Below are 24,894 nucleotides of genomic sequence, written 5' to 3' on the forward strand. Positions count from 1 at the left end.
GGTTTGTCAAGGAAATTTCACACGTCTTGAGAAAATTCGGTGTTTTTCCTTGACAAACCCCGCCTATGGGCCACAATAAGCTCTTATTCAGATGCCGGAACGGCCCGTGTACCGTCCTGGGCAGGCTATACTTTACTTGTTATTTAATAAGGAGTTAGCAATGAGTCAATTGGATCATTCGTTGTCCCGCCGACAATTTCTCGCCGACAGCTGCAAAGTGTCCGCCGGTGTTCTGACAGCCGCAGCATTAGCCTCGTGTGCTGCCCCCCAAAAGACCGGAGTCCTCCCTACGCTCAAGCCCCTGGGGGCCAATGACCGTATCAATATCGCTGTTATCGGCGCCCGCAGCCGCGGCTGGGCCATCACCAATGACTGCATGGACCTGCCGGGTATCCACCTCAAGGCCATCTGTGATGTCGACGGCAATATTCTCGAGAAGCGGGCCGCCGAAATAGACAGGAAAAAAGGCTATAAACCCGATACCTATAAGGACATGCGCAAGATGTTTGAAGATCCGCAAATTGATGCTGTCCTGATTGCCACGCCCAATCACTGGCATGCTCTGGCGACGATCTGGGCTTGTCAGGCCGGCAAGCATGTTTATGTCGAAAAGCCCGCTTGTCACAATGTTTTCGAAGGCCGCAAGATGGTTGAAGCGGCCCGCAAATACAATCGTATTGTCCAGGTCGGCTTTCAGAATCGCTCAATGCGAAGCGTCCGCAAGGCGATGGCTTTCCTCCATGACGGCGGTATAGGCGACATTTATATGGCCCGTGGCTTGTGCTACAAACCCCGGGACCCCATCGGTACCTGCAAAGACGGCATTGGTACCGGACCTGACTACACCTATTACGCCTTCAACAGCAAAGGCGAAAACTACACTGCCGAATATATGGCCAATGTCGATTATGACAAATGGACTGGCCCGGCGCCGCTTCTGCCGTTTAATTACAACCGATTCCATTACAATTGGCACTGGAATTATCTCTACGGCGGTGGCGACATTGCCAATCAGGGGCCGCACCAGTTTGACATTGCCCGCTGGGGACTCAACAAGCAGGAACACCCTGTGCGCATCAGCTCGTTTGGTACCCTGATGCCTATCAAGAGTGACCAGAACACCCCCCATACCCAGACAGCCAGCTTTGAATATGCGGATAAGGTTTTGCTGGTTTTCGAAGTCCGCGGCCTGTATGCCAATGAGGAAATGGGGATTGGGGTTGGCAATTTCTTCTACGGTTCCAAGGGGTGGATGTGGATTAACGGTACGAAATGGGCCACTTTCTTTGGCCGCAAAAACGAACCCGGCCCGACCTCGGAGGCACAGGAAGAAGATGCCGCAGCAGACCCGATGAATGCGGCCGGTGCCGGTGGCGGCGGACACATGGGCAATTTTGTGGCGGCTCTGCGTTCCGGCAAGGTCTCTGACCTGAATGCCGACATCGAACAAGGCTATATGTCCAGTGCCCTCCCGGCCCTGGCCAATATCTCCTATCGTGTCGGACGGACCATCTATTTCGATGGCAAAAAAGAACGCATCATCGACGATGCTGAGGCTGACAAGTTACTGACACGTAATTATCGCAAGCCCTATGTCGTTCCGAATGTGGTGTAAATGAACAAACGCAGGCCGGTCGTACGATCCAGCACCACCGGCCGTTGATGCGCAATGATCGTGTTAATATGAATAACCTGTTATGCCAGCGCAGTCGGGCATGCGGCACGTAAAGTGCGGGTTGATATGTCGTTTTTTCTGAGAAAGAGGTTGATATGAGAACAATGTTCGGGATTTTGGTCGGTTTCCTGTGTCTGGTGATCACTTCGTGTAATTCAGGCGCCGCAGATGACAAAAAATGGACCGTTCTGTTTGACGGCACTGACGTCTCCGCCTGGCGCGGCCACAACAGCGACAAATTTCCAGCCAAAGGCTGGTATGTGCAGGATGGTTTACTCATCTTTGATCCCGCCAGGGGTTCCGGCGGCGACATCGTGACCGTCAATGAATACAGTGACTTCGAACTACAGCTCGAAATCCGCCTGACGAAGGGGGCCAACACCGGCATCAAATATTTTGTCGTCGAAAGCCTCTCCAAAGGCAGTGCCGGGCTGGGGCTTGAATATCAGCTTCTGGATGATGCCAACCACCCCGACGCCAAAGCCGGCAAAAACGGCAACCGCACGTTCGCGGCACTGTATGACCTGATCGCCCCCGCCCCGGATAAAGTCGTCAAGCCCATCGGTGAATGGAACACCGTCCGCATTGTCTCCAAAGGCAAAACCGTCCAGCACTGGCTCAACGGCAAGAAAGTCGTCGAATACACCCGCGATGACCCCGCCTTCCGCCAAATCGTCGCCCAGAGCAAATACAAGGATATTCCCAATTTCGGCCTGGCCGACAAAGGCCGCATCCTCCTGCAGGATCACGGCAACCTGGTCTATTTCCGCAACATCAAAATCCGCACCCTCTAACAGGCGTGCCTAACCCACTATCGATCATAGGGGCGACCAGTCGGTCGCCCTTTTCAATTCGCCTTTGTAGGGGCGGACCTGCGTGTCCGCCCTTTTCTTTTACCCTGTTTATGCCAATCGTAGGGGCAGGCCCCCGTGCCTGCCCTTTAATCGACAAACCCCGAACTACGCACTCTGGACTTTACTGTTAATCTCATCCTTAAGTTGTTGTACCAGTTTCGCCGTATGTTCCACCGCCCCGGCCAGGTCGATAAGCTGCTTGTCTTTTTCACGCCGGAGTTTCAGTTCGACCTTGCCCTCAGCCAGCGTCTTGGGCCCAATGGTAACCCGCACCGGAATACCCAGCAGGTCGGCATCCTTGAACTTCACGCCTGCCCGCAGGTCCCGGTCATCCAGCAGCACTTCGATACCCCGTGCCGTCAATGCATCATAAATCTTCTGTGCTGCGGCCATGACCTCCTCACTGACTGCCGCCGGAGTAATAATCACCTCCCACGGAGCAATCGTAATCGGCAGAATCATCCCGTCCTCATCGTGGCCGGTCTCAATCGCCGAGGCGATAATCCGGTTGACGCCGATGCCGTAACAGCCCATCAGCGCCGGCTTTTCCATCCCGTCCACATCCGAGAACTTTGCATCGAGCTTGACGCTGTATTTGGTTCCGAGCTTGAACACCTGCCCAACCTCAATCCCCCGTTTGAACAGCAGCTTCTTGCCCTCGTATGTATCGCCCTCGACGGCATTCCGCACATCGGTTACTACAATATGGTCCCCGGCCAGCGGGAAATCCCGTCCGGGCACAACATTGATCATATGATAATCAGTCTTGTTTGCCCCGGTTACTCCGACGGCCATCGCTGCCACCGCATGGTCGATGATGACTTTATCGGCTTTGTCGCAAATGCCCACAGGCCCCGCAAATCCCACTGCCGCCCCGGTCAGCTTGACAATCGTTGCCTCGTCCGCCAGTTCTACATGCTCCCCGAGGAAGAACTTGTTGAATTTCTCCATATTGACTTCGTGGTCGCCGCGGACCAGTACCATCGCCACTTTGCCGCCGGAGGTCTTGTATATCAGTGTCTTGATCAGGTCGCTGGGTTTGACTTTCAAAAATGCCGACACCGCCTCAATACTGCCGACGTGCGGCGTATGGACTTCGCTCATTGGCCCGACGTCTCGGGCCGGCTGCTTGGCTGCCGGATCTACCGGGGCCTTTTCGATGTTCCACGCCAGGTTGTTGTCGGCGGTATACACAATCACGTCCTCGCCGTTGTCGCAGGGGATGGTGAACTGATGGGACCCTGTACCGCCCATCTCGCCGGTTTCGGCCTGCACAATCACATACTCCAGCCCACACCGTGCGAACACCCGGCAGTATGCATTATACATGTCCATATACGTCTTATGCAGGCTCTCCTCGGTGGCGTGGAAGCTGTACGCATCCTTCATGATAAACTCGCGTGACCGCAGGGCTCCAAACCGCGGACGAAATTCATCGCGGTACTTGGTATTGATCTGGTAGAGGTTCATCGGAAGCTGTTTATACGATTTCAGCTCGCACGACGCCAGATAGGTAAACCCTTCCTCCGCCGTCGGCGACAGCACATTGCCGCGGCCATGACGGTCGGTGAATTTGCCCAGCGTCTCGCCGTAGTCGATATCCCGTCCGGTCCGCTGCCACAGTTCCATTGGCTGAATCACCGGCATCAGGATTTCCTGGGCACCCGTACGGTTCATTTCTTCGCGGATAATCTGGGTAATCTTTAAAATCATCCGATGTCCGGCTGGCAGATAGATATACGTTCCGCTGGCTAATTTCCGCATGATTCCAGCGCGAATCATAAGCTGATGGCTGATAATCTCCGCATCTGCGGGCACTTCTTTGACGGTCGGCAACAATGTCTGACTATAACGCATACAAACCCTTTAATTTCCAATGTCTATTTTGTAAGAATCATTTCGATAACGTGTTTGACTGTCTCCGGCTCCACCTCCACCGCCCACTGGCCGTCTTTGCAATAGACCTGTCCCAGCTTCTCCAGCAGCACAAACCGTGGCCATTGTGCTACCGCTTTTTTATCCATCCTCAGCAGGTTCAGCAAAGACTCAGCACTCATCTGGCCTGCTGATGTTTCAGTGCCCGCGCGGCGAATGGTTGTTGGCAATCCCAATTGGTTCAACACCCTCTCAATCCGTTCCATCCGCCCATCATCGGCCAATCCCATCGCCCGCTCAAGCATCCCGGCGGCCATCATCCCTATCGCCACGCACTCCCCATGCAGTAATTGATATTGACTGGCCGACTCAATCGCATGGCCGATGGTATGCCCGTAATTCAAAATCCGTCGCTTGTTTTTCTCGGTCGGGTCTTCCTCGGCCACCGCCGCCTTAATCAGGCAATTATATCCCGCCACCGTCCCCAGTACCTCTGCGTCCCGCCGCAGAATCGCATCAATATGGTTTTCCAGAAATGCAAAATAGTCCACATTGGCAATCGCGGCATGCTTGACCGACTCGGCCAGTCCCGCCCGATACTGCCGCTCATCCAGCGTCGCCAGAGTCGCCGTATCGATAAACACCGCCGCCGGATGCCAGAAGCACCCGTAGGCATTCTTGCTCAGGGTGCTGTCCACACCGGTCTTGCCCCCGATACTCGAATCTGCCTGGGCCACCGTCGTTGTCGGAATATGCACCACCGGCACCCCGCGTTTGAACACCGCCGCCGCAAAGCCCGCGATGTCTCCGACTGTCCCGCCGCCCAGACCTATAACGACCGTGTCCCGTCCGAGCCGGTGGGCCTCCATTGCCTCGAGGATTGCCGTCAGCGTCCCTAAATGCTTGGAAGCTTCCCCCGCCGGCCGGATGACATAGCTTGGTATCTCCCGCCCGCCGGTCATCGTTTCCACATGTCCTGCCCGGACTAAGCTCTCATCGGTGACGATAAACAGGGCCTGCTTTGGAAACTGCCGCTCGATCCGCTCCAGCAGCCCGGACAATATCCCCGTTCCGATGACTATCGGATAACCGCTCTCCGGCGTTGCAGGTACTTTGACTTGGATTTCATTCATTCCGAATTTCAGATTTAATATTGGATCACACTCTGGATCGGGTACTGGCTCAGCTTGTCGCGTCCGCCCAATCCCGTCAGCTCAATCAAAAACGTCAGGCCCATAATCTTTGCCCCTGACTTTTCCACCAGCTCACACGAGGCCTTCATCGTTCCGCCGGTGGCCAGCAGGTCGTCAATCATCAGCACCTTGCTGCCTGCCGTCAACGCATCAGTATGCATCTCGATGGTGTCGCTGCCGTATTCCAGCCCATACGTAATCGCCGACGTCTGAAACGGCAGCTTGCCTTTCTTGCGGATGGGCACAAACCCGCAGCCAATCTCCCGGGCCACGGCCGCCCCAAAGATAAACCCACGGGCCTCCACCGCAACCACCGCGTCAATCTCCTGCCCGTAATACGGCTCAGCCAGTTGGCGAATCGCCTGACCCAGCGCCCGGGCATTGGCCAGCAGGGGGGTAATGTCCCGGAACAAAATCCCCGGCTTGGGAAAATCCGGGATATCCCGTATAAATTCCCGCAAATCCAGCATATAAACCTCCACTAATTCTGGTTTTGAATGAAACCGCCGCCATATTCATTGGCCCTTCAATCTCAAGACCATGGGACTGCGGCCATAGACCATTCGCCCGAAAATTATAAACAACCCACATCGTTTATTAAAGGGAAAAAACACCCTGAAAACGGCGGGGATTTTTGTTTACCCCGCCTCTGGCTCGGGTTATAGTGCCCACGACAAGTGGTATCTGACCACGATCTTGCACAGAAACGCCCAAAGGAAAGGCATTGTGATGAATTCAGCCATTCAGATTGCCCCCGCCCGGCCGCAGGATGCCCAGGCCATCGCCGATTTTCAGCTTGCCTTGGCCCTTGAAACCGAGAATAAAACCCTCGACCCCGCGACCGTCCTTGCCGGCGTCCAGCGGCTCATGGCCAATCCCCAGTACGGCTTTTATGTCGTCGCCCGCACCGCCGCCGAGCCGGTGGCCTGCCTGATGATTACCTATGAATGGACCGACTGGAAAGACGGCCTGTTCTGGTGGATTCAGAGCCTTTATGTCCAGCCTGCCTGGCGAAAGCATGGTATTTTCAGGTCCATGTTTGCTCACATCCGCGACACCGCAGTCGCCAATACCAACTGCCGCGGCCTGCGCCTCTATGTCGAAACCCATAACCTTCCCGCCCGCAGGGCCTATGAATCCCTGAACATGACCACCACCGATTACTGCATGTATGAAATGAACTTCTGATAAGATAAGTAAACAGAACAGTCCTGTTTTCAATTCCACAAAATCGGGAATTGTGTGTTTGATGTCAGCGTAGCTGACATTTCCAGCTTCAGGTCGTGATTTCCCTCACTTTCCTCGCCAGCCTCGTTGGTGGTCCGCAATGCCATAGAAATCAAAAAAAACAGTTGCAATAGAATTGTCCGCTCGAGTAATACTGTACATATCGATACCCTGTCTTTTCATAAAGCCCAAATATAAAGATTAGCGGATCGGTATGGTTTTGAATATAAACCATTATGTTGTCGCCTAATAAAAACGTAAAAATGTCCTATATAACCTCTTTTTAAGGAGCAAAACAATGAAGCATGGAGTATATGTGTTGTTGGTACTGGGATGGATGCTGCCGGCGTGGGCTGCCGAACCGAAACCCGTCCCGGAACCGGGTGTGGGCCTGACGATTTACAACAACAATTTTGCCGTGGTCAAGGAACGCCGGCAGATGGAATTCGCAGAAGGTCAAAACACCATGAAATTCACCGATGTCGCTGAGCGGATCGATCCGACCAGTGTCCTGTTCGAAAGCCTGCTCAACCCCGGCAAAATCACTTTGCTGGAGCAGAATTACGAATACGACCTGGTTAACACCCAGAGCCTCCTGAAAAAATACATCGATCAGGCCGTTACTGTCCAGGTCAAAGGCAGCGGGGCCAATGCCGGCGCCATGGTCGATGGCATTCTGCTGGCTGCAGACGGTACGAACTTGATTTTACAGAATCCACAGACCGGCCAGATGAATGTGATCGGTAATGACTCGGTTGAGCATATCCAGCTGGCCAAAAAACCCGACGATTTGCTGACGCGTCCCACCCTGGTCTGGCGGGTCAATGCCGCACAGAAACTGTCGGATCTGTGCCAGGTCACCTATTTCACCGAAGGCATCGACTGGCGGGCGGATTATCTGGCTGTGCTCAATGATAAGGATGATGCACTCGATATGAGCGGCTGGGTGACTGTCACCAACAACAGCGGTGCCGCATATAAAGACGCTGCTCTGAAATTGATGGCCGGTGATGTCCGGCGAATTGCCGCCCAGCCCCCGATGCCGATGAAAAAGGCACGCCAGGAAATGATGATGGCCGCCGACGCCGCTGGGGGATTCGAGGAAAAGTCATTTATGGAATATCACCTCTATACCCTCGGACGCAAGACCACACTCTTGAATAATCAGGTCAAACAGATCGAATTGATGGCCCCGGCCCTGAATGTTCCGGTCAAAAAGCTCTATGTGTTTGAAGTATCCAACTGGGACTGGCTGACCAGGGGCCGCAAAAAAGTGCAGGTCAAGATGGAGTTCGAAAACAAGAAGGAAAATCAGCTCGGCATTGCACTGCCCAAAGGCAGGGTTCGCGTCTTCAAACGGGATGCCGCCGACAGCACGCTGGAATTTGTCGGTGAAGATGAAATCGACCATACCCCCCGCGATGAAAAACTGTCGCTGTATATCGGCGATGCGTTTGATATCGTAGCCGAGCCGACGGTTATCGATGCCCGCAATGGCCGTAATTTTGAAACTTACACCCGCAAGGTGGAACTGCGAAATCGCAAGGATGAGGCGGTGACGGTCTTTGTCGATGAGAAAATCCCGCAGGGCCGCAACTGGAAGGTGGATAAATCCAGTGTCGAATACACCAAAAAGGATGCCTATACCTGTCGGTTAGCGGTCACGATCAAGGCCAGCCAGACCGCCGTACTGGAATATCAAATCACCCAGACATGGTAAACAAGACAACGCCATCAGCATAAACAAATAAAAAAGGCCGGGTCATTAACGACTCGGCCTTTTTATGGATTTCTGATGATAACGTCTTAGAAGCTGATGCTGTAGGAAATGCCGCCCCACAGTTCATCTTCGGTGTTGACGGTGTCTTCCATCGAGTTCTGATACCAGATGCCGGGGGTGATTTTGCCGCCCAGGGCCTGAATGCTGGTGGACAGACCCCAAACCATGTGGGACCAGTCATGATCAACCGGGCCAACCAAATAATTGCCCGCATCATCAACAACAGTGCCTGTGCCGTCATTGTACACGATATCCCAGCTAAACTTCATCGGCAGTTCAGGAGCCTGTTCGAATGTCCAGGCATAATCCAGACCAAAGTCATGAATGGGGCCGCTGAATTTACGGACCATTCCGCTGCCTTCGGAATTCCACATGTGGTAATAGGCATAACGAGGTGTAAAGCCATTGCCAATCAGATTCGGCCAGGACAGCTCAACGAACATTTCCTGCAGGTCGGCATCGTTGCTGGCCATATCGGTAAAGTCATAGAACCGATAGCCAATCACATAATTGGTCATCAGGCAGCCATCTTCCCAGATGGTATTCTTGTAATACGGGGTGTACTGGAAATTGGTCTGATTCACAGTGCTCCACGAGCCTTCACCGCTTGAACCCGGCTGTGCTGACCAGACGTTGAAATTGAAACCGTTGCCGAAATCAAAGTTCACGCTGGGAGTGACGACACCCTTGTCGTCCATCAGGTCAAAGCCGCGCCACATGTACTGGCTGTACCAGCCCACATCAACCGTTGTTGTCAGCTGGTCTGCCGCTACGGCGACAGTCGCCAACGCGCCCAACAGGGCAAAAACCACTAAATTCTTCATTCTCGTGTCTCCTTTCAAAATAGGTGTCATTCCATTTTTGAGCAATTTACAAAAAAACATTTTTGTAAATATTCAATTCAATTTACGATATTGTATGCGCAATAATACGCATTGCAAGAGTTTTTTTTGTTTATACCATTATATCTGGACAGGAATGGTCCGTATATACTCTGGCTGCACATTTCTTATGATATGTGTCGGCATTTGTTTATTAACAGCTTGACTTTTAAACCGTATTATCAGGGCTGATATTACGGTATTTGAACGGGCGGCTGGAACATCTGCTTGGCCTGACCGACCAGATAGAAGCTGCCGGTGATGCAAATCAGGTCTTCGCGTGATATCGCACTTTGAGCGATGCGAAGGGCCTCCGTCAGACTCAGAGCCGTCTGACACATCTTGCCGCAAATGTCCGTATACATTTCGGCTAAATCCTGCGGATAGACCGCTTTAGGCGAGTTGCTGCGGGTAAAAATAACCTTGTCCGCGCCATATTGCAGTTCGGTCAGCATCCCGCGAATATCTTTGTCACTGTTGCAGCCGAAAATAATGACCATGGAATCGTAAGGCACATGCTGTCCAATCGCCTGAATCAAAGCACGAATGCTGGCGGCATTATGAGCCGCATCAACCAGCACCCGTGGATCGGTACAAACCATCTCCATTCGCCCTGGCATTTGGACATTGTTGAGTCCGGATATCGCCTTCTCGTCATTGATATGAAATCCCAGACTTTTCAGCGAATCCAGCATCGCCAGAGCCAGGCCGCAGTTCATCGCCTGATGTTCTCCCGGCAGAGGCACCCGCAAATGCTCAAATTTGCTGGTAGGAGTTGTCAGACAAATCCGAGTATGAGGCCCATGTTCCCGGGACGATTCAAACCGGTATGAAAAATCAATATCCCGGCCAGTAACGGTCAGCGGGGCCTTTAATGATAACGCTTGTTTTTTGATGACTTTCATCGCCATCGGGTCTTGCGGAACGGTGATAACCGGAATTCCTTTCTTGATGATGCCGGCTTTTTCCCTGGCAATGTGTTCCAGTGTCGGCCCCAGCAAATTCTGGTGATCGATACTGATACTGGTAATTCCGACAACATCGGGGGTAATAACATTGGTGCTGTCCAGCCGCCCGCCCAACCCGCTTTCAATGACAGCAATATCGACCTTTTTATCGTAGAAATAGAGGAAGGCCAATGCCGTCATAATCTCAAAAAAAGTAGGAAATGAATCCTTTTTGCCCATTCTCTCAAGAACAGGATACATCCGGTTCATAATCCCAAGAAAATCTTTACGAGATATCATCTCGGAATTAATCGTAATTCGCTCATGCAGCGTGCTGACATGCGGTGACGTGTATAAGCCAACCTTATAATCGTTGGCCTCCATCATCCGCGACAGCATGGTTGCAGTCGATCCCTTGCCTTTTGTTCCTGCAATATGGACAGTCCGGGTCTTTTTGTGGGGATCACCAAGGCCCTTGAGAAGCTCGTTCATCCTGTCCAGGTTAAACGTGGTTACATTGTATCGCAGTTTTTGCTGTTTTTCGTAATCCGTCTGTTTAAACAGATAATCCAGCGCCTGCTCATACGTACGGAAAGCCTTTTCTGCGCGTTTCACTTTTTCGGTAGCAACGGGTTTCTTCTTCGTCGGCTTGGTGGCCGGTTTTCTTTTTTCAGTGGTTGTCATAATTAGAGAAATGTTATCAGAAAGGCACCCCAAAGTCAAGATAATATGAATGACATCGGTTTTGTTTTCATTAATAATGATAACAGAGAAACAGTAAGTCCTTATAAAACAGATAGATATAAATATATATAAAATAAAAGGCGTTTTATATTCAAATAATCCACTATAAGAAATACAAATAAATCCATCTGAATCGCTTATACTAAGGCCATTGCTTAATCGTCTAATACTTCGTGTTGTGAGAAAAAAAAGTTCATAAAAAGTAGCTTGTTTATCAGGCCATTCGACATTACTATATGACGCACTTTTTGAAGTGTGTTGGCAGGCAAACCATGATAATGCCAGCCGCAGGAAACAGGATATGAACAGATTGAAAGATAATACAAGATAGAAAAGGACAAGTTATGGCAGGGCCAATAAACAAAACTGGGTTAACTGCGTTGGATGAATTGTGCATCAATACGATTCGTTTTCTTTCCATGGAAGGCGTTCAGGCCGCCAAGTCCGGCCACCCCGGAATGCCGATGGGCATGGCACCCGCGGCATATGCCCTGTGGATGCGGCACATGAAATTCAATCCTGCCGACCCCAACTGGATCAACCGGGACCGGTTTGTTCTGTCGGCCGGCCACGGCAGCATGCTGCTGTATTCGCTGTTGCACCTGTGTGGCTTTGACCTGCCGCTGGATGAATTGAAAAAATTCCGTCAGTGGGGCAGCAAAACCCCCGGTCATCCGGAATTCGGTTACACCCCCGGCGTGGAAGTAACCACAGGTCCTCTTGGACAGGGCATATCCAATGCCGTCGGCATGGCGATCGCTCAGAAGTATCTGGCTGCCCGCTATAACAAAGACCAGTATCGTGTCTTCGATTACAATATCTTTGTCATCTGTGGAGATGGTTGCCTCGAAGAAGGCGTCAGTGGCGAAGCCAGCAGTCTGGCCGGTCATCTGGCTCTGGATAACCTGATTGTCATTTACGATGACAACCGCATTACCATTGATGGCGAAACCCACCTGTCTTTTACCGAAAAAGTTGCCGACCGCTATCGTGCTTATGGCTGGAATGTCATCGAAATCGGCGGCGATGGTCACGATATTGCCGCCCTGGACAAAGCGGTAGAGTATGCCAAGGCTCAGACCGAACGGCCCACCCTGATTAAATTCCGTTCGCATATCGGTTTTGGCAGTCCGAATTTTCAGGATACCCATACCGCCCATGGTGCTCCGCTGGGAGAGGATGAAATCAAATTAATCAAGAAGAATTTTGGCTGGGATCCCGATAAGAGCTTCGTGGTGCCTGCCGAAGTGTCTGCCCATATGGCTCAGTGCAAGCAGCGCGGCGCTGCCCTCCAGGCCGAATATCAGAAGATGTTCAACGCCTGGGCTGCAGCTTATCCGGAACTGGCCAAAGAATTAAAGGATGCCATCGCCGGTAAAGTCGTCATCGATGAAAGCAAGCTGCCCAAATTCGACCCGGCCACTCCGGTGGCAACGCGATCCGCCTCGGGCAAGACCCTGGAGGCCCTGATGCCTTCGATGCCGCTGGTGATGGGCGGTTCCGCGGACCTGACGCCGTCCAATAATACGCATTTTAAGGGGGCTCAGGATTTCCAGAAAGACAACCGTGCTGGCCGATATATTCGCTACGGCGTTCGGGAACATGGCATGGCGGCGATCATGAATGGTATCGCTGTCAGCAAAATCATTCGTCCCTATGGTGGCACCTTTATGGTCTTTGCTGATTATATGCGGGGGGCGATTCGTGTCGCAGCGTTGTCGCATTATCCGACGATTTTCGTCTTTACCCATGACAGTATCGGTGTTGGCGAAGACGGCCCGACCCATCAGCCCGTCGAGACGATGGCTTCACTGCGGATTATACCCAATCTGCTGACGTTCCGTCCGGCCGATGCCAACGAAACCGTTCTGATGTGGAAGTATATTCTTGAGCATAACGACGGGCCTGTTGCCACGGCGCTGACCCGTCAGAATCTGCCTGTGCTGGACCCGGCCAAATACCCGAACATGAAAGAGGGCTTTGCCAGGGGGGCCTATGTCCTCGTGCCGCAGACCAGACCCGACGTGCTTCTGCTGGCGACCGGCTCGGAAGTCCAGCTGGCTCTGGCGGCTGCCGATAAACTGGCCGCCGAAGGTGTCAAGGCTCAGGTTGTCAGTATGCCCTGCTGGGAACTGTTTGCAAAACAGGACCAGGCCTACAGGGACAGTGTTCTGCCCCCGGCCGTCAAGGCTCGTGTCGGTGTCGAAGCCGGCATACGCATGGGCTGGGACCGCTGGATTGGCGATCATGGTGAATTTGTCGGCATGAACGGTTTTGGTGCCTCCGGCCCGTTCAAGACCTGCTTTGAAAAATTCGGCATCACCACCGACGCGGTGGTTGCTGCCGCCAAAAAAAGCATGGCCAAATAGCCTAAAAAGGAAACATACAATTTCTGAGTGCCGAAGGGAACTGAGTCGGCCGTTTGTGCTGTGCGATTGGAATAAACTAAACGACAGTCGGTAAAACGGACGGATAAACTCCTTTGAATATTCTGGGTATCTCAGCGTATTACCACGACAGTGCGGCAGCCCTGGTCCGTGATGGCCAGATAGTTGCCGCAGCGCAGGAAGAACGCTTTACCCGACAAAAGCACGATCCGCGGTTTCCCTCCAGTGCCATCGCATCCTGTCTGGAACAGGGGGGGATTACCATCCGTGATGTCGATTATGTGGTCTTTTATGAAAAGCCGCTGCTGAAATTCGAACGGCTGCTGGAAACCTACATCGGCTTTGCTCCGCGCGGATTCAGGCAGTTTCTCCAGAGTATGCCGATCTGGCTTAGACAGAAGCTGCACTTGCCCCGCGATATGGACAAGGCCCTGGGGTATGGCTATTCAGGCCGGTATGTCTTTGTCGAGCATCATCAGTCTCATGCCGCCAGCGCCTTTTTCCCGTCACCCTTTGACGAGGCTGCGGTACTGACGCTGGATGGGGTCGGAGAGTGGGCCACGGCATCCTGTGGCATAGGTCGGGGCAACCGTATTGAACTGACTCATATTCTGTCATTTCCGCATTCGCTGGGGCTGCTGTATTCGGCCTTCACCTATTACGCGGGTTTTCGCGTCAACTCCGGCGAGTATAAATTGATGGGCCTGGCCCCGTATGGCAACCCCGTCTATTACGACCGCATCATCACCAAGCTGATGGATCTGAAGGAAGATGGCTCGTTTCGCCTGGATATGTCGTATTTTTCATATTGCCACAAGACCGTGATGATCAGTCCCAAGTTTGAGGCCCTGTTCGGTCGTCCTGCCCGCAGGCCGGAAACCCCGCTCAGTCAGCACGATATGGATGTCGCTGCCTCGATTCAGGCGGTCACCGAAGACATCGTCCTGCGGATGGCGCGGCATATCTATCGACAAACCGGGATGAAAAACCTGGTTCTGGCCGGCGGTGTGGCACTCAACTGTGTCTGCAACGGACGGATTTCCCGGGAAACCGAATTCGACGATATCTGGGTCCAGCCCGCAGCCGGAGACGCCGGCGGAGCACTGGGGGCGGCCCTGTTTGTCTGGTACCAGCTGCTCAATCAGGAACGCAAAACCGGACAGATGGATTCTCAGAAAGGTTCTCTGCTGGGGCCGTCCTACAGTACCTCGCAGGTCTGCAGGATTCTGGATTCCCTCGGTGCCCGGTATCAGGAGCTCAACGAAGACCAGCTTATCGATACTGTTGCAGCCCTGATTGAACAGGGCAAAGTGATTGGCTGGTTTGAGGGGCCGATGGAGTTTGGCCCTCGTGCCCTGGGTCATCGCAGTATCCTCGGTGACGCCCGCAACGAACAGATGCAGTCGGTGATGAACCTGAAAATCAAGTTTCGTGAATCGTTCCGGCCATTTGCCCCCTGCGTACTCAAAGAAGACAAAAACGAATATTTCGAACTCAAGGACGGCCAGGAAAGCCCCTACATGCTGCTGGTGGCGCCGGTCCGAGCCGACAAGCGTCTGGCGACGGATGCTGCACAGGACGCCCTGTTTGGGATTGATAAACTCAAAGTAAAACGCAGCATTATCCCGGCCGTGACCCATGTGGATTATTCTGCCCGCGTCCAGACCGTCGATCCGGTGCGTCATCCCCGACTCCATCGCCTGATGACCGCCTTCAAAGCCAGAACCGGCTGTCCGGTCATCATCAACACCAGCTTCAATATCCGCGGTGAGCCGATTGTCTGTACCCCTGAGCACGCCTATCGATGCTTTATGGCAACGAATATGGATGTGCTGGTCGTGGAAAATTGTCTGCTGTATAAAGACCAGCAGCCCCACCTCCGCCAGCAGGATGTAAATCGTTATATTGCACAATTTAAACTGGATTGATTTCGAAAGGCCGATTGCAATGTCACTGGTTCAGATCAACTGGAATCCCACACGCAAAGAGATTCATCTTTTCGGGATTGCTGCACTGGGGGTGTCTGTCCTGGCGGCGACGATGCTGCATGTTTTCAGGGGATTTGGTGCCACTTCAACCACGGCGATTATTCTGGCTGGTCTGATTATGTGTGCCTGTTGTATCCTGTCGTACAAAGCCGGCAGAATCCTCTTCATTGCCCTGAGCTGCGTGACGCTTCCCATCGGATGGGTGATGAATTTTGTGGTTCTGTTGGTATTCTATTTTCTGCTGATTACCCCGCTGGGGCTGATATTCCGTCTTATCGGACGGGATGTCCTGGGCAAACGATTTGACCCCGATGCCAAAAGTTACTGGCAGCCGCATCGCTGTCCCGAGTCTGCCGAACGTTATTTCCGCCAGTTTTAATTCAGGATGTCTATATGGCTGCAAATACCCCCACCCATGAATTCGAAAAACTCGCCCGTCAAAAAAGACCTTCTCTTTTGGCCGAGTTCTGGGATTTTCTCAAACATAACAAAAAATGGTGGATGCTGCCGATTATCATCGTGTTACTGCTGTTGGGGCTGCTGATCCTGCTGAGCAGCTCAGCGCTGGCCCCGCTGCTTTATCCGCTGTACTAATGAGAGCTTTATCGGGACCTGATATGCCGGATTGGTTGGCATAAACATACGCTTGCGGCAGGGACTGTGTCAATGTTTGCCAGGGCAGTCGCGGCACAATGAGCTTGCGTGGGACAATCAAACTCATTGTGCCTGACGCTGCCGGCGGATAGTGGTTATCATTCACTGATATGCCGCTGTGGAAAACCCATTAAATAAACAGGTTGGTTCCCGCCTTATCGCTGGCCGCCAGATACATCGCAACCCCGCCGGATTCGACACCGTCGATAAGTTCCTCAGGCTTAATGCCCATCAGGTCCATCGACATCGCACAGGCGACGATACGAACGCCGGCTTTCTTTGCCGAGTCAATCAGTGATGAAATCGAAGCGACGTTCTTCTGCCGCATAATCATCTGAATCATCGCCTTGCCCATGCCCGCCATATTCATATTCGACAGGCGGGCTTTTTCTGCCCCGCGCGGCATCATCCAGCCGAACATCTTTTCGATGAAGGTCTTCTGCACCGGCACCGCCGCCGACTTCCGCAGCAGATTCAATCCCCAGAACGTAAAGAACATGGTGACCTTGCTGCCCATTGCGGCGGCACCGTTGGCGATAATAAACGCAGCCATCGCCTTGTCGAAATCGCCGCTGAAGACCACCATGGTCTTGTCTTTGGAAACCACTCCCGGTGTGATCACGGCACCGCATGCCGTTGCGGATTGTTTCTGAATCCGGGCTTGGTAAGTCTTGCCTTGGGTTGTCGTCCCAAGCAGGGCGTGCCCGGTGCTCTGGCAAAATCCCTCAACATCCTTGATAAATCCCGGGTCGGTGACGGTAATCTGAATCGTCTGTCCCGGCTGCACGGCATCCAGGGTTTCCTTCAATTTCAAAATCGGCCCCGGGCATTGCAGGCCGCAGGCATCAACCTTCAAGGCAATTGTGTCGGAGGCTGCACGGACCGGTTCAAGAGTCTTTTCGCCGGTGTCATCTTTGAGTTCTTTGGGGGCCTCTGGCGGTGTCGCGGAACCATAGACACTCAGATAGGTCTTATATCCGCCGCTGAGATTGCGGCAGGTAAAGCCATGCTGCGATAAAATCCGACATGCCAGATACCCACGCAACCCCACCTGACAAAAAGCCAGAATTTCTTTGTCTCGCGGCAGTTCGCCCAGCCGTGAACGCAGCTCATCCAATGGAATCAGCATTGCTCCCGGAATAGTACCCGCCTGGACTTCCGCGGGTGTGCGGACATCCAGCAAAACCTGCTTATCCGTTGGGTTGGCCGCATCAGCAGCATGACAGAGCTGAACATCTCCGCGAAGCACATTGGCTGCGGCAAATCCCGCATAATTGACCGGGTCCTTCGCTGAACCGTACGGCGGTGCATAGCACAGCTCCAGATCCTCCAGATCAAACACCGTCATCCCTGCTCGGATTGCCACCGCCAGCACATCAATTCGCTTATCCACACCCGCAGCTCCCACGGCCTGCGCCCCCAGCACCTTGCCGCTTGTCGGGTCAAACAGCAGTTTCAGGGTCATCTGCATTGCCCCCGGATAATACGAAGCATGATCCGCCGGATGCACATAGACTTTTTCGTAGGGCATCCCCAGCCGTTTGAGAGTCTTTTCATTCAGTCCCGTCATGGCGATGGTCTGGTTGAACACCTTGCATACGGCTGTGCCCTGGGTTTTCTTGTAGGTCAGCTTCTGTCCGAAGATGTGCGAGGCTGCAATGCGTCCCTGTCGGTTGGCCGGTCCGGCCAGTGGAATCTGGGTCTTAAATCCGCCGACAAAGTCATCGACTTCCACCACATCGCCCACGGCATAAATCGCCGGATCACTGGTCTGCATGAATTCGTTGACGACAATCCCGCCTCGCTGGCCGACGGTTAGCCCGGCTTCTTTGGCCAGTTTGGATTCAGGACGCACGCCTATGGATAAAACCACCAGCCCGCAATCCACTTTGTCCCCGCTGCTCAACTGTACGCTCATGCCCCTGGGAGTATGTTCAATCGCGGTGACACTGCTGCCCAGCCGCAAGTCCACGCCGTGCAGCTTCAGTTCCTGATGCAGTGTCGAGGCTATCTCCGGGTCTGCCGGGGCCATCACCTGTTTATCCAGTTCTGCCACCGTGACCGCAATGCCGCGTTCGGTCAGGCTCTCGGCCATTTCCAGTCCGATGTAGCCGCCGCCGACCACAACCGCCCGCTGCGGTTTGTTTGTATCGATCGTCTTGATGATCGCATCCATATCTGCCAGGTTGCGCAGCGTATAAACATTGGGACCATCCGCGCCCGGCATCGGCGGGCGAAGGGGTTCGGCTCCGAGACTGAGAATCAGGTAATCATAGTGTTCGACGCTCTCTCGCCCATCAGCCAGATTTTTCATCACGACCTGTTTGTGCTGGCGGTCGATACGCACCACCTCCGTCCGGACCCGTACGTCGAGTGCAAACCGTTTTCGCATGGCCTCCGGCGTCTGCACCAGCAGCCGCTTGCGTTCGGTAATGACTCCCCCGATATGATATGGCAGGCCGCAGTTGGCAAACGAAATATCCGGCCCCCGTTCAATCAGGATAATTTCCGCCGATTCACTCATCCGTCGTGCCCGTGCCGCTGCTGATGCTCCGCCCGCGACTCCCCCGACAATAATAATCTTTGGTTTGCTTTCCATAATGATTCCTTTATCCATTATCGATATGCGGTTATGTATGATCTGGTTTTTCCAGGTCTGGTTGGACTTCACAGTGTTTCCGAATGCAATGAATCAGTCCCGGCAGGCGGGGGTTGGCGATCTTGTAGTACACAATCTTGCCCTCGCGCCGGCTGGTCAGCAGTCCCCGTCCCTGCATCAGCCGCAGGTGCTCACAAGTCTGATTAGCCGAAATCCGGCACAATGCGGCAATCTCATGGACAGGAAACTCACCCTGCATCAAAATCTGAACCATGTTCAGCCGGGCCGGATGGGCCATCACCTTCAAACACTCGGCCGCCTCGTGCAACTGCTCTTCAGTAAGCATTTTATATTCGTTTTGTAATTCAGGACTCATTTTAACCTCAATAAAGCTTTTTTATCTATACGTATCTAAACATCGAAAGTTCTCGATGTGTAGATGTATTTTTGAGAAAATCCTAAAAAAAGTACACAGGCACCCAACGGGCAAAGGTGTTATGCAAATAATCCAAAATAAAGGCTATATCCGGTAATGTAATAGGTGTACCTGTGCCTAATCCTGTTCACTTCAATGAGTTGCGGTGACAGGGTTGGAATATCAAGCATAATAGTGTACATCGTATCCCACTGAAGCGGATAAGGTATCTGACGATGAAGAGATATCAGGAATTAATCAAGAGGTGGGCTGGGGTTCCAATCCTCCGACACTCCGTATCCAGAATAGCCAGCAAAAACACATGCATAAAAAGGCCCGTGTATAAGGTGCTGTTCGCCAAAACAATAAACATGATCATAAAGGGCCTTCGATAAACCATAAACCGTATGTTTATGTTGGACATTGTCGTATTATGGAATATAATGGTCATTAGCGGCCTTAAGGAAAGGCCACAACATGATAAAGGGAAATGAGTGAAACGATAGATGAAATATTATTTATGAGCATAAAACCATCGTCGAACTTAATGCGCCCTAATGCCTCGATTCCCGACAAAGCCTTTAAGGGGCTATTAATTATATATAGCACTCATTAGCAGGATTACAGGATGCCGAATGTAATAATGGAGGATTATAGATGATCTTTGATGTCTATTGCGATGAGAGTAGGCCGGATTTGCTGTCGTCGCGTAATCCCCAAGCAAAATACATGCTGATTGGTAGCTTATGGCTGCCTTCAGATTGCCGTGGGCAATATAAAAAAGAAATTCATCATCTGCGTGATAAGCATAAAATAGGCGGCGAATTTAAATGGCAAAAGGTGTCGCCTTCGAAAATAACTTTTTATACAGAGCTTGTTGGCTGGTTTTTTGAGCAGAAGGAGCAATTAAGATATCGTTGTATAGTCGTGGAGCATCAGCAGGTTAATTTAAAGTTATTTCATAATGATGACCAGGAATTGGGCTTTTATAAATTTTACTACCAGCTCCTTCATCATTGGATATTTGATTTTAATGAGTATTGTTTTTTTGTGGATTACAAAGCCAATAGAAATCATAATGCCTTGTCGGATTTGAAACGTTGTTTGGATTATTCCAATTTAAGTTCTGCCGTCAAACAGGTACAGGCCGTTCATTCCAGAGAATCAGTTCTGATTCAATTATGTGATGTATTGACCGGATTAGCAGCCTATCGTCTGAATAATGTAATCAGGTATGGCAGTGCAAAATATGATCTGTTATGTAAATCGGAAAGATTGCTTGGTCGTCAGATATGTCCTACTTATAAAGATGAGCTGAAGTATAATGTCTTTAAAATTGATTTGAAGGGAGGGTGGTAATGTGAACTATCCTCCATTGCTCCAGGGGAAAACACCCGATGAATATAGGTCGATATTTGAGGCGATGTATTGCAGGGGGCCAATCCAGACTTTTGATGGAATTGATGTGCGTTTTCGTAAGAAAGACTTCAATCATTGCTTCTTTGAATCAGTACGCAGTAAAGATGATACATTTTCATTCTTAAGAGCAGAAAGAATTCTATGGATTAGATATGCTCTGCAAGATCCGAATAGTGACAGGCGGATTGGCTGGGATAGCACGAGAAAGAGATTTGACAAAAAGCGGCGGGTAGCGGTGGTCATGGGGAATTACGTTGTAGTGATTTTATTAACTGGAGATAAAAAGGCGGATTTTGTAACGTCTTTTGTTGCGGATAGCGAAAGAACGTTCCAAATGCTCAAGAAGAGTCCAAAATGGACATAAAAAAACCGCAGATTCGCCAGGCTGGCTCTGCGGAAGCCTCGATAGTTTCTACTGCCGCTGGCAGAGAAATCTACTAAATTATACTAAAAAGATATCGGCTTGTTCAAGTCAAAAGTTAAATTTCTTTTGCCGCACAGGAGGCAAGACTAAAGAGTTGTGCATGTCATAAACTCAATTAATATCATGGGTTATGTTATAATACGTTGAAATGTGGATGTTTTTTCTGTCTCCAAGTTAAGGTAAGAGAATCTTAGAAATAGGGACGATATCGCTTGACGTAGTGGCTTAAGCGAGAGGCTAAAGTTGTTAGCAGTATAAATAGATAGATAAATGCGTGATATTCATAAGCTCCACATTTGTATTAAGGGGCAAATATAGACGGTGTTTTGTCGATTAAGAGATTTTTATCAGCGATTTAGGGTTGCAAGCGACGAAAGCCAAAAAACAGGCTAAATATTATCATAAAACAGGTGTAAATTTGCGGAATGCCGGCTATCCGCAAGTCTTTGCGGCGGCAGGGATGGAATATCTTGCTTGACTTTGGCTGGCCGGGCTGGGAAAATGATACTTTCGTACTTAATGCGTCAATAAACTACAATTTATCGAAAGGACACAAACGTATGAAGTTTTTGGTGGCGTTACTGCTCAGTGCGGTGCTGGCGATGGGGGGATCCGTGATCGCAGCGGAAAAGAAGTCCGAAAAGCCTGCCGACCCCGCGGCCAAAACGGATGCGAAAACCCAAACCAACAAGGACGATGCTGCCCCGGCCAATGCCCAGGTTGATCTTGAAAAGACTGTCGTGACAGTCAACGGCAAGGAAATTAAAGAAAAGGCAATTGCTCCGGAAATCAACGCACGCCTTGAGGCCCAGGTGCAGAGGATGGCGGCGATGGGCTGGCCGATGAACGAAGAAACCCGCCAGATGATGCGCGATCAGATGCGGGACAGCGTGGTCGATATGCTGATCGAAAAACAGCTTATCAATGAGACGCTCCAGGCCAAGAAAATCGAAGTCAAGGACGCCGACGTTGACGCCCGCTTTGATGAAATGGTTCAGGAATTCGTCAAAGAGTCCGGCAAAAAGGCCGAAGATGTGGATGCGGAGCTGGCCAAGATGGGCGTGACCCGAGCCAATATCAAGGAACAGATTCGACTCCAGGCGGGGATTGAGAAGCTCTTTGAAGCCGATCCGTCCTATAAGGCTATCAGCGACGAGGACGCCAAGAAGTTCTATGATGAAAGCCCCCAGAATTTCCAGCATCCTGAACAGGTTCAGGCCAGCCATATTTTGATCAAGGTGGACCAGAACGCTGACGAAGCGACCAAAAAAGCCGCCAGAGCCAAATGCGAAGACCTGCTCAAAAAGGTTAAAGCCGGCGGCGATTTTGCAGCCCTGGCCAAAGAGAATTCCGATTGTCCGAGCAAAGAAAAAGGCGGCGACCTGGGCATGTTTGAAAGAGGCAAGATGGTCAAGCCCTTTGAAGATGCCGCATTTGCCATGAAGGTTGGCGATGTCAGCGATATTGTGGAGACTCAGTTTGGTTATCACATCATTAAGCTCACTGGCAGACAGGAAGCCAAAACCGACAGCTTTGCCGAGGTCAAGCCCAGAATTATTCAGTACCTCAAAGGCAGGAAAATGAACCAGTTCTTTGACACGCTGCGCCAGGAATTGAAAGACAAGGCCAAGGTGGAATGGTCAGCCGAGGAAAAAGCCCGCCGAGATGCCAAGGAAAAAGAACGGCAGCAGCAGATGCAGATTCCTCAGATGCCGGCTCAGCCTGAAAATTAATCCAGAGGTGTGAAAACTCCCAGAGCCGTCGGGGCAGATTGTCCCGGCGGCTTTTTTGTTGCGCTTCAAGGCAGACGCATTGAATTGGCGACAAATATAGTCTTGTAAAAATTTGCCAATCCTCGTTTTTACATCAATATTGAGGTTAAAAAAAGTCAAAATACGTAGTTTCCACAATAGACATAGAATCGTTAATTTTGTATAATGGCACCATAATGTTGGAGCTGTATGGGGATGAAATGCGTTGGATGGGAGAAAACACCACCGTTGATTTCATTTCATATTCTCGCTCTAAAATGTCTTAATAGGGAGTATTGGGGGGATTCTGTCAAGAATCTCTATGGGTTTTAGTTTGGATATAGCATGCTGATATTAGGTGATGTCAGCAAGGTAAAAGAAGGTTTATTTTGAAAGGAAGAGTTGATGAAAAAGTGTTTATTGATGAGTATCCTGGTCATGGCTGCGGCAGTCCCGGCTTTTGCGGCCCAGACGACCTGGACTGAGAGTGAATCAGGGGTTATCGGGAAAATTTGGGGGAGTAATGTGAATTCCTCCATCACAATGGAAATTGGTTATGCAGATGGGACACCGATTGGAGATGTTGATTATTTCAATCGGAACTGGTATGGCGACACAGATAGTAATATTGCTCATTTGTTCCTTGCGTCCAATAAAGAGATTAAGGTGACCATGAGCTGGGAAGGCGTGCCGGGCTTGTTGCCGTCTTATGGTGTTGACTTTCTTACGTGGGAAGGCGAAGGAACCGGAGCGGCTTCTGATGCTCTGTATAAATGGGAGTCGTACGTTTCTTTGTCGAATAATGGCAGCAAGACATTTACCTTCAATTATGATGGTATCGATACCCTGATGATCGCGGGCAGGGCTTATGATGTATCGAGTGATTTCTTTGATATTTTTGGTCAGGCCAATAATGCCAATGGTGCAAAGCTGGGTATTGGTGCTCGGCTTGATTTTACTCCACAGACTCCAAGTCCTGCCGTGGTTCCTGCCCCCGGAGCGATCCTGCTGGGCGCGATGGGCACGGGTCTGGTTGGCTGGCTGCGTCGCCGTCAGAGTCTGTAACAGCAACGGTCAAGGTTTGTTTTTGGATGTGATTTGCGGCCGTCGGGGCAGATTGTCCCGGCGGCTTTTTTGTTGCGCTTCAAGGCAGATGGGTCGAATTGGCGACAAATATGGTCTTGTAAAAATTTGCCAATCCTTGTTTTTACATCAATAATGAGGGTAAAAAAGTCAAAATACGTAGTTTCCACAATAGACAGAGGGTAGGTTATTTTGATATAATACAAAGTGGCTTCGGAGTGCCAAGGTGGTGAAACGCGAGGGGTGGGAGAAAGCGTCCTTCGTTGTTTTCATACCGAAATGTCGCTCAAATCAGTCTTGAATATGAAAATGCAGATATCGGGTTCGCAGGCCATATGTGCTGTGCCTGCGGCCTGCGTTTGAGAAATCAGTTTTGTCGCAGTGACACTGTTACCATTGGGGTAACAGTTCAAAGAAATACTGTATTTGAAAGGGAGAAATATGAAAAAGTGTGCACTTCTTGTTTTATTTGCGGCACTCGTTGTGCCGGCGATGGCAGCACCAACGACCCTGGTGGCTAAGGGGGATACTTGGAATTACTGCGTATTCAGCACACCGGAGTTGAATTCGTACCCATGGGCGAATGTTACCTATAACACGTTTAACTGGGATGCCGCAACGTATTCTGTTGCAAATGCGGCATTCGGAAATAGTGCAGTCTATAACGGCTTGACCAGCAATACATTGTGGAAAGCCGGGTCTGATCTGGCATTGCGCAAGGAATACACACTGAATGGAAGTATTGATGGCAATCTGGCATTGAAGGTTGCTTCCGATAATGGATTTATCGTATTTATCAATGGCCAGGAAGTGGCCAGAGGGATGGCGGAAGGGTTTACCAGTTACTGGGAATATAATTTTGCGATCGATTCTTCCTATTTCGTTCAGGGAGTCAATAAGATTGACGTCCTGGCCGAAGACCATGGCGGCATTACGTTTTTTGACATGGAGTTAACCGGCAATGTTGTTCCTGCCCCCGGAGCGATCCTGCTCAGCGC

20 protein-coding genes are annotated in these 24,894 nt (G+C 51.2%); 13 read left to right on the top strand and 7 right to left on the bottom strand.

The annotated features are described in order from the left end of the window. The first annotated feature begins 160 nt into the window (after nucleotides 1–160). Together ACQ9LF_RS07450 and ACQ9LF_RS07455 are read left to right on the top strand one after the other, a co-directional pair. Nucleotides 161–1,615, top strand: a complete 1,455-nt coding sequence (locus ACQ9LF_RS07450; RefSeq protein ID WP_462488757.1) for a Gfo/Idh/MocA family protein — start codon at nucleotides 161–163, stop codon at nucleotides 1,613–1,615. A 155-nt stretch (nucleotides 1,616–1,770) separates the two neighbouring features. Continuing rightward, complete coding sequence (locus ACQ9LF_RS07455) at nucleotides 1,771–2,469, top strand: 3-keto-disaccharide hydrolase (protein WP_462488758.1); 699 nt, start codon at nucleotides 1,771–1,773, stop codon at nucleotides 2,467–2,469. Between the two features lie 165 nt (nucleotides 2,470–2,634). Here ACQ9LF_RS07455 and ACQ9LF_RS07460 read toward each other — a convergent pair whose 3' ends face one another. Genes ACQ9LF_RS07460 through ACQ9LF_RS07470 form a run of 3 tightly spaced genes read right to left on the bottom strand, consistent with a single transcriptional unit; the run spans nucleotide 2,635 to nucleotide 6,067 of the window. After that, nucleotides 2,635–4,386: a proline--tRNA ligase gene (locus ACQ9LF_RS07460; protein ID WP_462488759.1), complete on the bottom strand. Its 1,752-nt coding sequence runs from the start codon at nucleotides 4,384–4,386 to the stop codon at nucleotides 2,635–2,637. A 23-nt stretch (nucleotides 4,387–4,409) separates the two neighbouring features. Continuing rightward, entirely contained in the window at nucleotides 4,410–5,537 is a 1,128-nt protein-coding gene (gene aroB / locus ACQ9LF_RS07465) for a 3-dehydroquinate synthase (protein ID WP_462488760.1), read from the bottom strand. A gap of 14 nt (nucleotides 5,538–5,551) precedes the next feature. Next, nucleotides 5,552–6,067, bottom strand: coding sequence for an adenine phosphoribosyltransferase (locus ACQ9LF_RS07470; RefSeq protein ID WP_462488761.1), 516 nt, complete (start codon nucleotides 6,065–6,067; stop codon nucleotides 5,552–5,554). 259 nt (nucleotides 6,068–6,326) lie between these two features. On the opposite strand from ACQ9LF_RS07470, the gene ACQ9LF_RS07475 reads away from it, so the two are divergent. Together ACQ9LF_RS07475 and ACQ9LF_RS07480 are read left to right on the top strand one after the other, a co-directional pair. Then, nucleotides 6,327–6,785: a GNAT family N-acetyltransferase gene (locus tag ACQ9LF_RS07475; protein ID WP_462488777.1), complete on the top strand. Its 459-nt coding sequence runs from the start codon at nucleotides 6,327–6,329 to the stop codon at nucleotides 6,783–6,785. 337 nt (nucleotides 6,786–7,122) lie between these two features. Continuing rightward, on the top strand, nucleotides 7,123–8,544 hold the full coding sequence (locus ACQ9LF_RS07480) for a DUF4139 domain-containing protein (protein WP_462488762.1): 1,422 nt from the start codon (nucleotides 7,123–7,125) through the stop codon (nucleotides 8,542–8,544). Between the two features lie 86 nt (nucleotides 8,545–8,630). Here ACQ9LF_RS07480 and ACQ9LF_RS07485 read toward each other — a convergent pair whose 3' ends face one another. Both ACQ9LF_RS07485 and ACQ9LF_RS07490 read right to left on the bottom strand, forming a co-directional pair. After that, the gene (locus ACQ9LF_RS07485; RefSeq protein WP_462488763.1) at nucleotides 8,631–9,428 is read right to left on the bottom strand and encodes a hypothetical protein; all 798 of its coding nucleotides are present in this window, start codon (nucleotides 9,426–9,428) and stop codon (nucleotides 8,631–8,633) included. A gap of 251 nt (nucleotides 9,429–9,679) precedes the next feature. Next, nucleotides 9,680–11,116 carry a bifunctional folylpolyglutamate synthase/dihydrofolate synthase gene (locus tag ACQ9LF_RS07490; protein ID WP_462488764.1) on the bottom strand — a complete coding sequence of 479 codons (1,437 nt, stop codon included), beginning with the start codon at nucleotides 11,114–11,116 and terminating at the stop codon, nucleotides 9,680–9,682. Nucleotides 11,117–11,520: 404 nt separating this feature from the next. Between ACQ9LF_RS07490 and tkt the strand changes: the two genes are divergently transcribed. The 4 genes from tkt to ACQ9LF_RS07510 all read left to right on the top strand — a co-directional run bounded on the left by tkt (nucleotide 11,521) and on the right by ACQ9LF_RS07510 (nucleotide 16,145). Then, nucleotides 11,521–13,545 carry a transketolase gene (tkt, locus tag ACQ9LF_RS07495; RefSeq protein WP_462488765.1) on the top strand — a complete coding sequence of 675 codons (2,025 nt, stop codon included), beginning with the start codon at nucleotides 11,521–11,523 and terminating at the stop codon, nucleotides 13,543–13,545. 113 nt (nucleotides 13,546–13,658) lie between these two features. Continuing rightward, the gene (locus ACQ9LF_RS07500; protein ID WP_462488766.1) at nucleotides 13,659–15,491 is read left to right on the top strand and encodes a carbamoyltransferase family protein; all 1,833 of its coding nucleotides are present in this window, start codon (nucleotides 13,659–13,661) and stop codon (nucleotides 15,489–15,491) included. 19 nt (nucleotides 15,492–15,510) lie between these two features. Next, complete coding sequence (locus ACQ9LF_RS07505) at nucleotides 15,511–15,930, top strand: hypothetical protein (RefSeq protein ID WP_462488767.1); 420 nt, start codon at nucleotides 15,511–15,513, stop codon at nucleotides 15,928–15,930. A 14-nt stretch (nucleotides 15,931–15,944) separates the two neighbouring features. Beyond that, the gene (locus ACQ9LF_RS07510) at nucleotides 15,945–16,145 is read left to right on the top strand and encodes a DUF5989 family protein (RefSeq protein ID WP_462488768.1); all 201 of its coding nucleotides are present in this window, start codon (nucleotides 15,945–15,947) and stop codon (nucleotides 16,143–16,145) included. Between the two features lie 190 nt (nucleotides 16,146–16,335). Here ACQ9LF_RS07510 and ACQ9LF_RS07515 read toward each other — a convergent pair whose 3' ends face one another. Continuing rightward, on the bottom strand, nucleotides 16,336–18,804 hold the full coding sequence (locus ACQ9LF_RS07515) for an FAD-dependent oxidoreductase (protein WP_462488769.1): 2,469 nt from the start codon (nucleotides 18,802–18,804) through the stop codon (nucleotides 16,336–16,338). A gap of 31 nt (nucleotides 18,805–18,835) precedes the next feature. Then, nucleotides 18,836–19,180, bottom strand: coding sequence for an ArsR/SmtB family transcription factor (locus tag ACQ9LF_RS07520; RefSeq protein ID WP_462488770.1), 345 nt, complete (start codon nucleotides 19,178–19,180; stop codon nucleotides 18,836–18,838). Between the two features lie 696 nt (nucleotides 19,181–19,876). Between ACQ9LF_RS07520 and ACQ9LF_RS07525 the strand changes: the two genes are divergently transcribed. From ACQ9LF_RS07525 to ACQ9LF_RS07545, 5 genes are all read left to right on the top strand, one after another. Then, on the top strand, nucleotides 19,877–20,578 hold the full coding sequence (locus ACQ9LF_RS07525; protein WP_462488771.1) for a DUF3800 domain-containing protein: 702 nt from the start codon (nucleotides 19,877–19,879) through the stop codon (nucleotides 20,576–20,578). A gap of 1 nt (nucleotide 20,579) precedes the next feature. Beyond that, a complete protein-coding gene (locus ACQ9LF_RS07530) occupies nucleotides 20,580–21,002 on the top strand; it encodes a hypothetical protein (protein ID WP_462488772.1) in 423 nt (140 codons plus the stop codon). A 620-nt stretch (nucleotides 21,003–21,622) separates the two neighbouring features. Further along, nucleotides 21,623–22,795, top strand: a complete 1,173-nt coding sequence (locus tag ACQ9LF_RS07535; RefSeq protein WP_462488773.1) for a peptidylprolyl isomerase — start codon at nucleotides 21,623–21,625, stop codon at nucleotides 22,793–22,795. A 423-nt stretch (nucleotides 22,796–23,218) separates the two neighbouring features. Then, entirely contained in the window at nucleotides 23,219–23,878 is a 660-nt protein-coding gene (locus tag ACQ9LF_RS07540) for a hypothetical protein (RefSeq protein WP_462488774.1), read from the top strand. 459 nt (nucleotides 23,879–24,337) lie between these two features. Beyond that, nucleotides 24,338–24,894, top strand: a 557-nt coding sequence (locus ACQ9LF_RS07545) for a hypothetical protein (RefSeq protein WP_462488775.1), incomplete at its 3' end; no start/stop codon positions are given.

Source organism: Anaeroglomus insulsum (assembly GCF_050689095.1).
Classification (GTDB): Bacteria; Planctomycetota; Phycisphaerae; order Sedimentisphaerales; family Anaerohalosphaeraceae; genus Anaeroglomus; species Anaeroglomus insulsum.

Coding starts and splice junctions, on each gene's coding strand:
- ACQ9LF_RS07540 (WP_462488774.1), top strand. CDS start 23,219: ATGAAAAAGTGTTTATTGATGAGTATCCTGGTCATGGCTGCGGCAGTC.
- ACQ9LF_RS07460 (WP_462488759.1), bottom strand. CDS start 4,386: ATGCGTTATAGTCAGACATTGTTGCCGACCGTCAAAGAAGTGCCCGCA.
- ACQ9LF_RS07515 (WP_462488769.1), bottom strand. CDS start 18,804: ATGGAAAGCAAACCAAAGATTATTATTGTCGGGGGAGTCGCGGGCGGA.
- ACQ9LF_RS07505 (WP_462488767.1), top strand. CDS start 15,511: ATGTCACTGGTTCAGATCAACTGGAATCCCACACGCAAAGAGATTCAT.
- ACQ9LF_RS07525 (WP_462488771.1), top strand. CDS start 19,877: ATGATCTTTGATGTCTATTGCGATGAGAGTAGGCCGGATTTGCTGTCG.
- ACQ9LF_RS07520 (WP_462488770.1), bottom strand. CDS start 19,180: ATGAGTCCTGAATTACAAAACGAATATAAAATGCTTACTGAAGAGCAG.
- ACQ9LF_RS07450 (WP_462488757.1), top strand. CDS start 161: ATGAGTCAATTGGATCATTCGTTGTCCCGCCGACAATTTCTCGCCGAC.
- tkt (WP_462488765.1), top strand. CDS start 11,521: ATGGCAGGGCCAATAAACAAAACTGGGTTAACTGCGTTGGATGAATTG.
- ACQ9LF_RS07475 (WP_462488777.1), top strand. CDS start 6,327: ATGAATTCAGCCATTCAGATTGCCCCCGCCCGGCCGCAGGATGCCCAG.
- ACQ9LF_RS07485 (WP_462488763.1), bottom strand. CDS start 9,428: ATGAAGAATTTAGTGGTTTTTGCCCTGTTGGGCGCGTTGGCGACTGTC.
- ACQ9LF_RS07490 (WP_462488764.1), bottom strand. CDS start 11,116: ATGACAACCACTGAAAAAAGAAAACCGGCCACCAAGCCGACGAAGAAG.
- ACQ9LF_RS07470 (WP_462488761.1), bottom strand. CDS start 6,067: ATGCTGGATTTGCGGGAATTTATACGGGATATCCCGGATTTTCCCAAG.
- ACQ9LF_RS07455 (WP_462488758.1), top strand. CDS start 1,771: ATGAGAACAATGTTCGGGATTTTGGTCGGTTTCCTGTGTCTGGTGATC.
- ACQ9LF_RS07535 (WP_462488773.1), top strand. CDS start 21,623: ATGAAGTTTTTGGTGGCGTTACTGCTCAGTGCGGTGCTGGCGATGGGG.
- aroB (WP_462488760.1), bottom strand. CDS start 5,537: ATGAATGAAATCCAAGTCAAAGTACCTGCAACGCCGGAGAGCGGTTAT.
- ACQ9LF_RS07480 (WP_462488762.1), top strand. CDS start 7,123: ATGAAGCATGGAGTATATGTGTTGTTGGTACTGGGATGGATGCTGCCG.
- ACQ9LF_RS07510 (WP_462488768.1), top strand. CDS start 15,945: ATGGCTGCAAATACCCCCACCCATGAATTCGAAAAACTCGCCCGTCAA.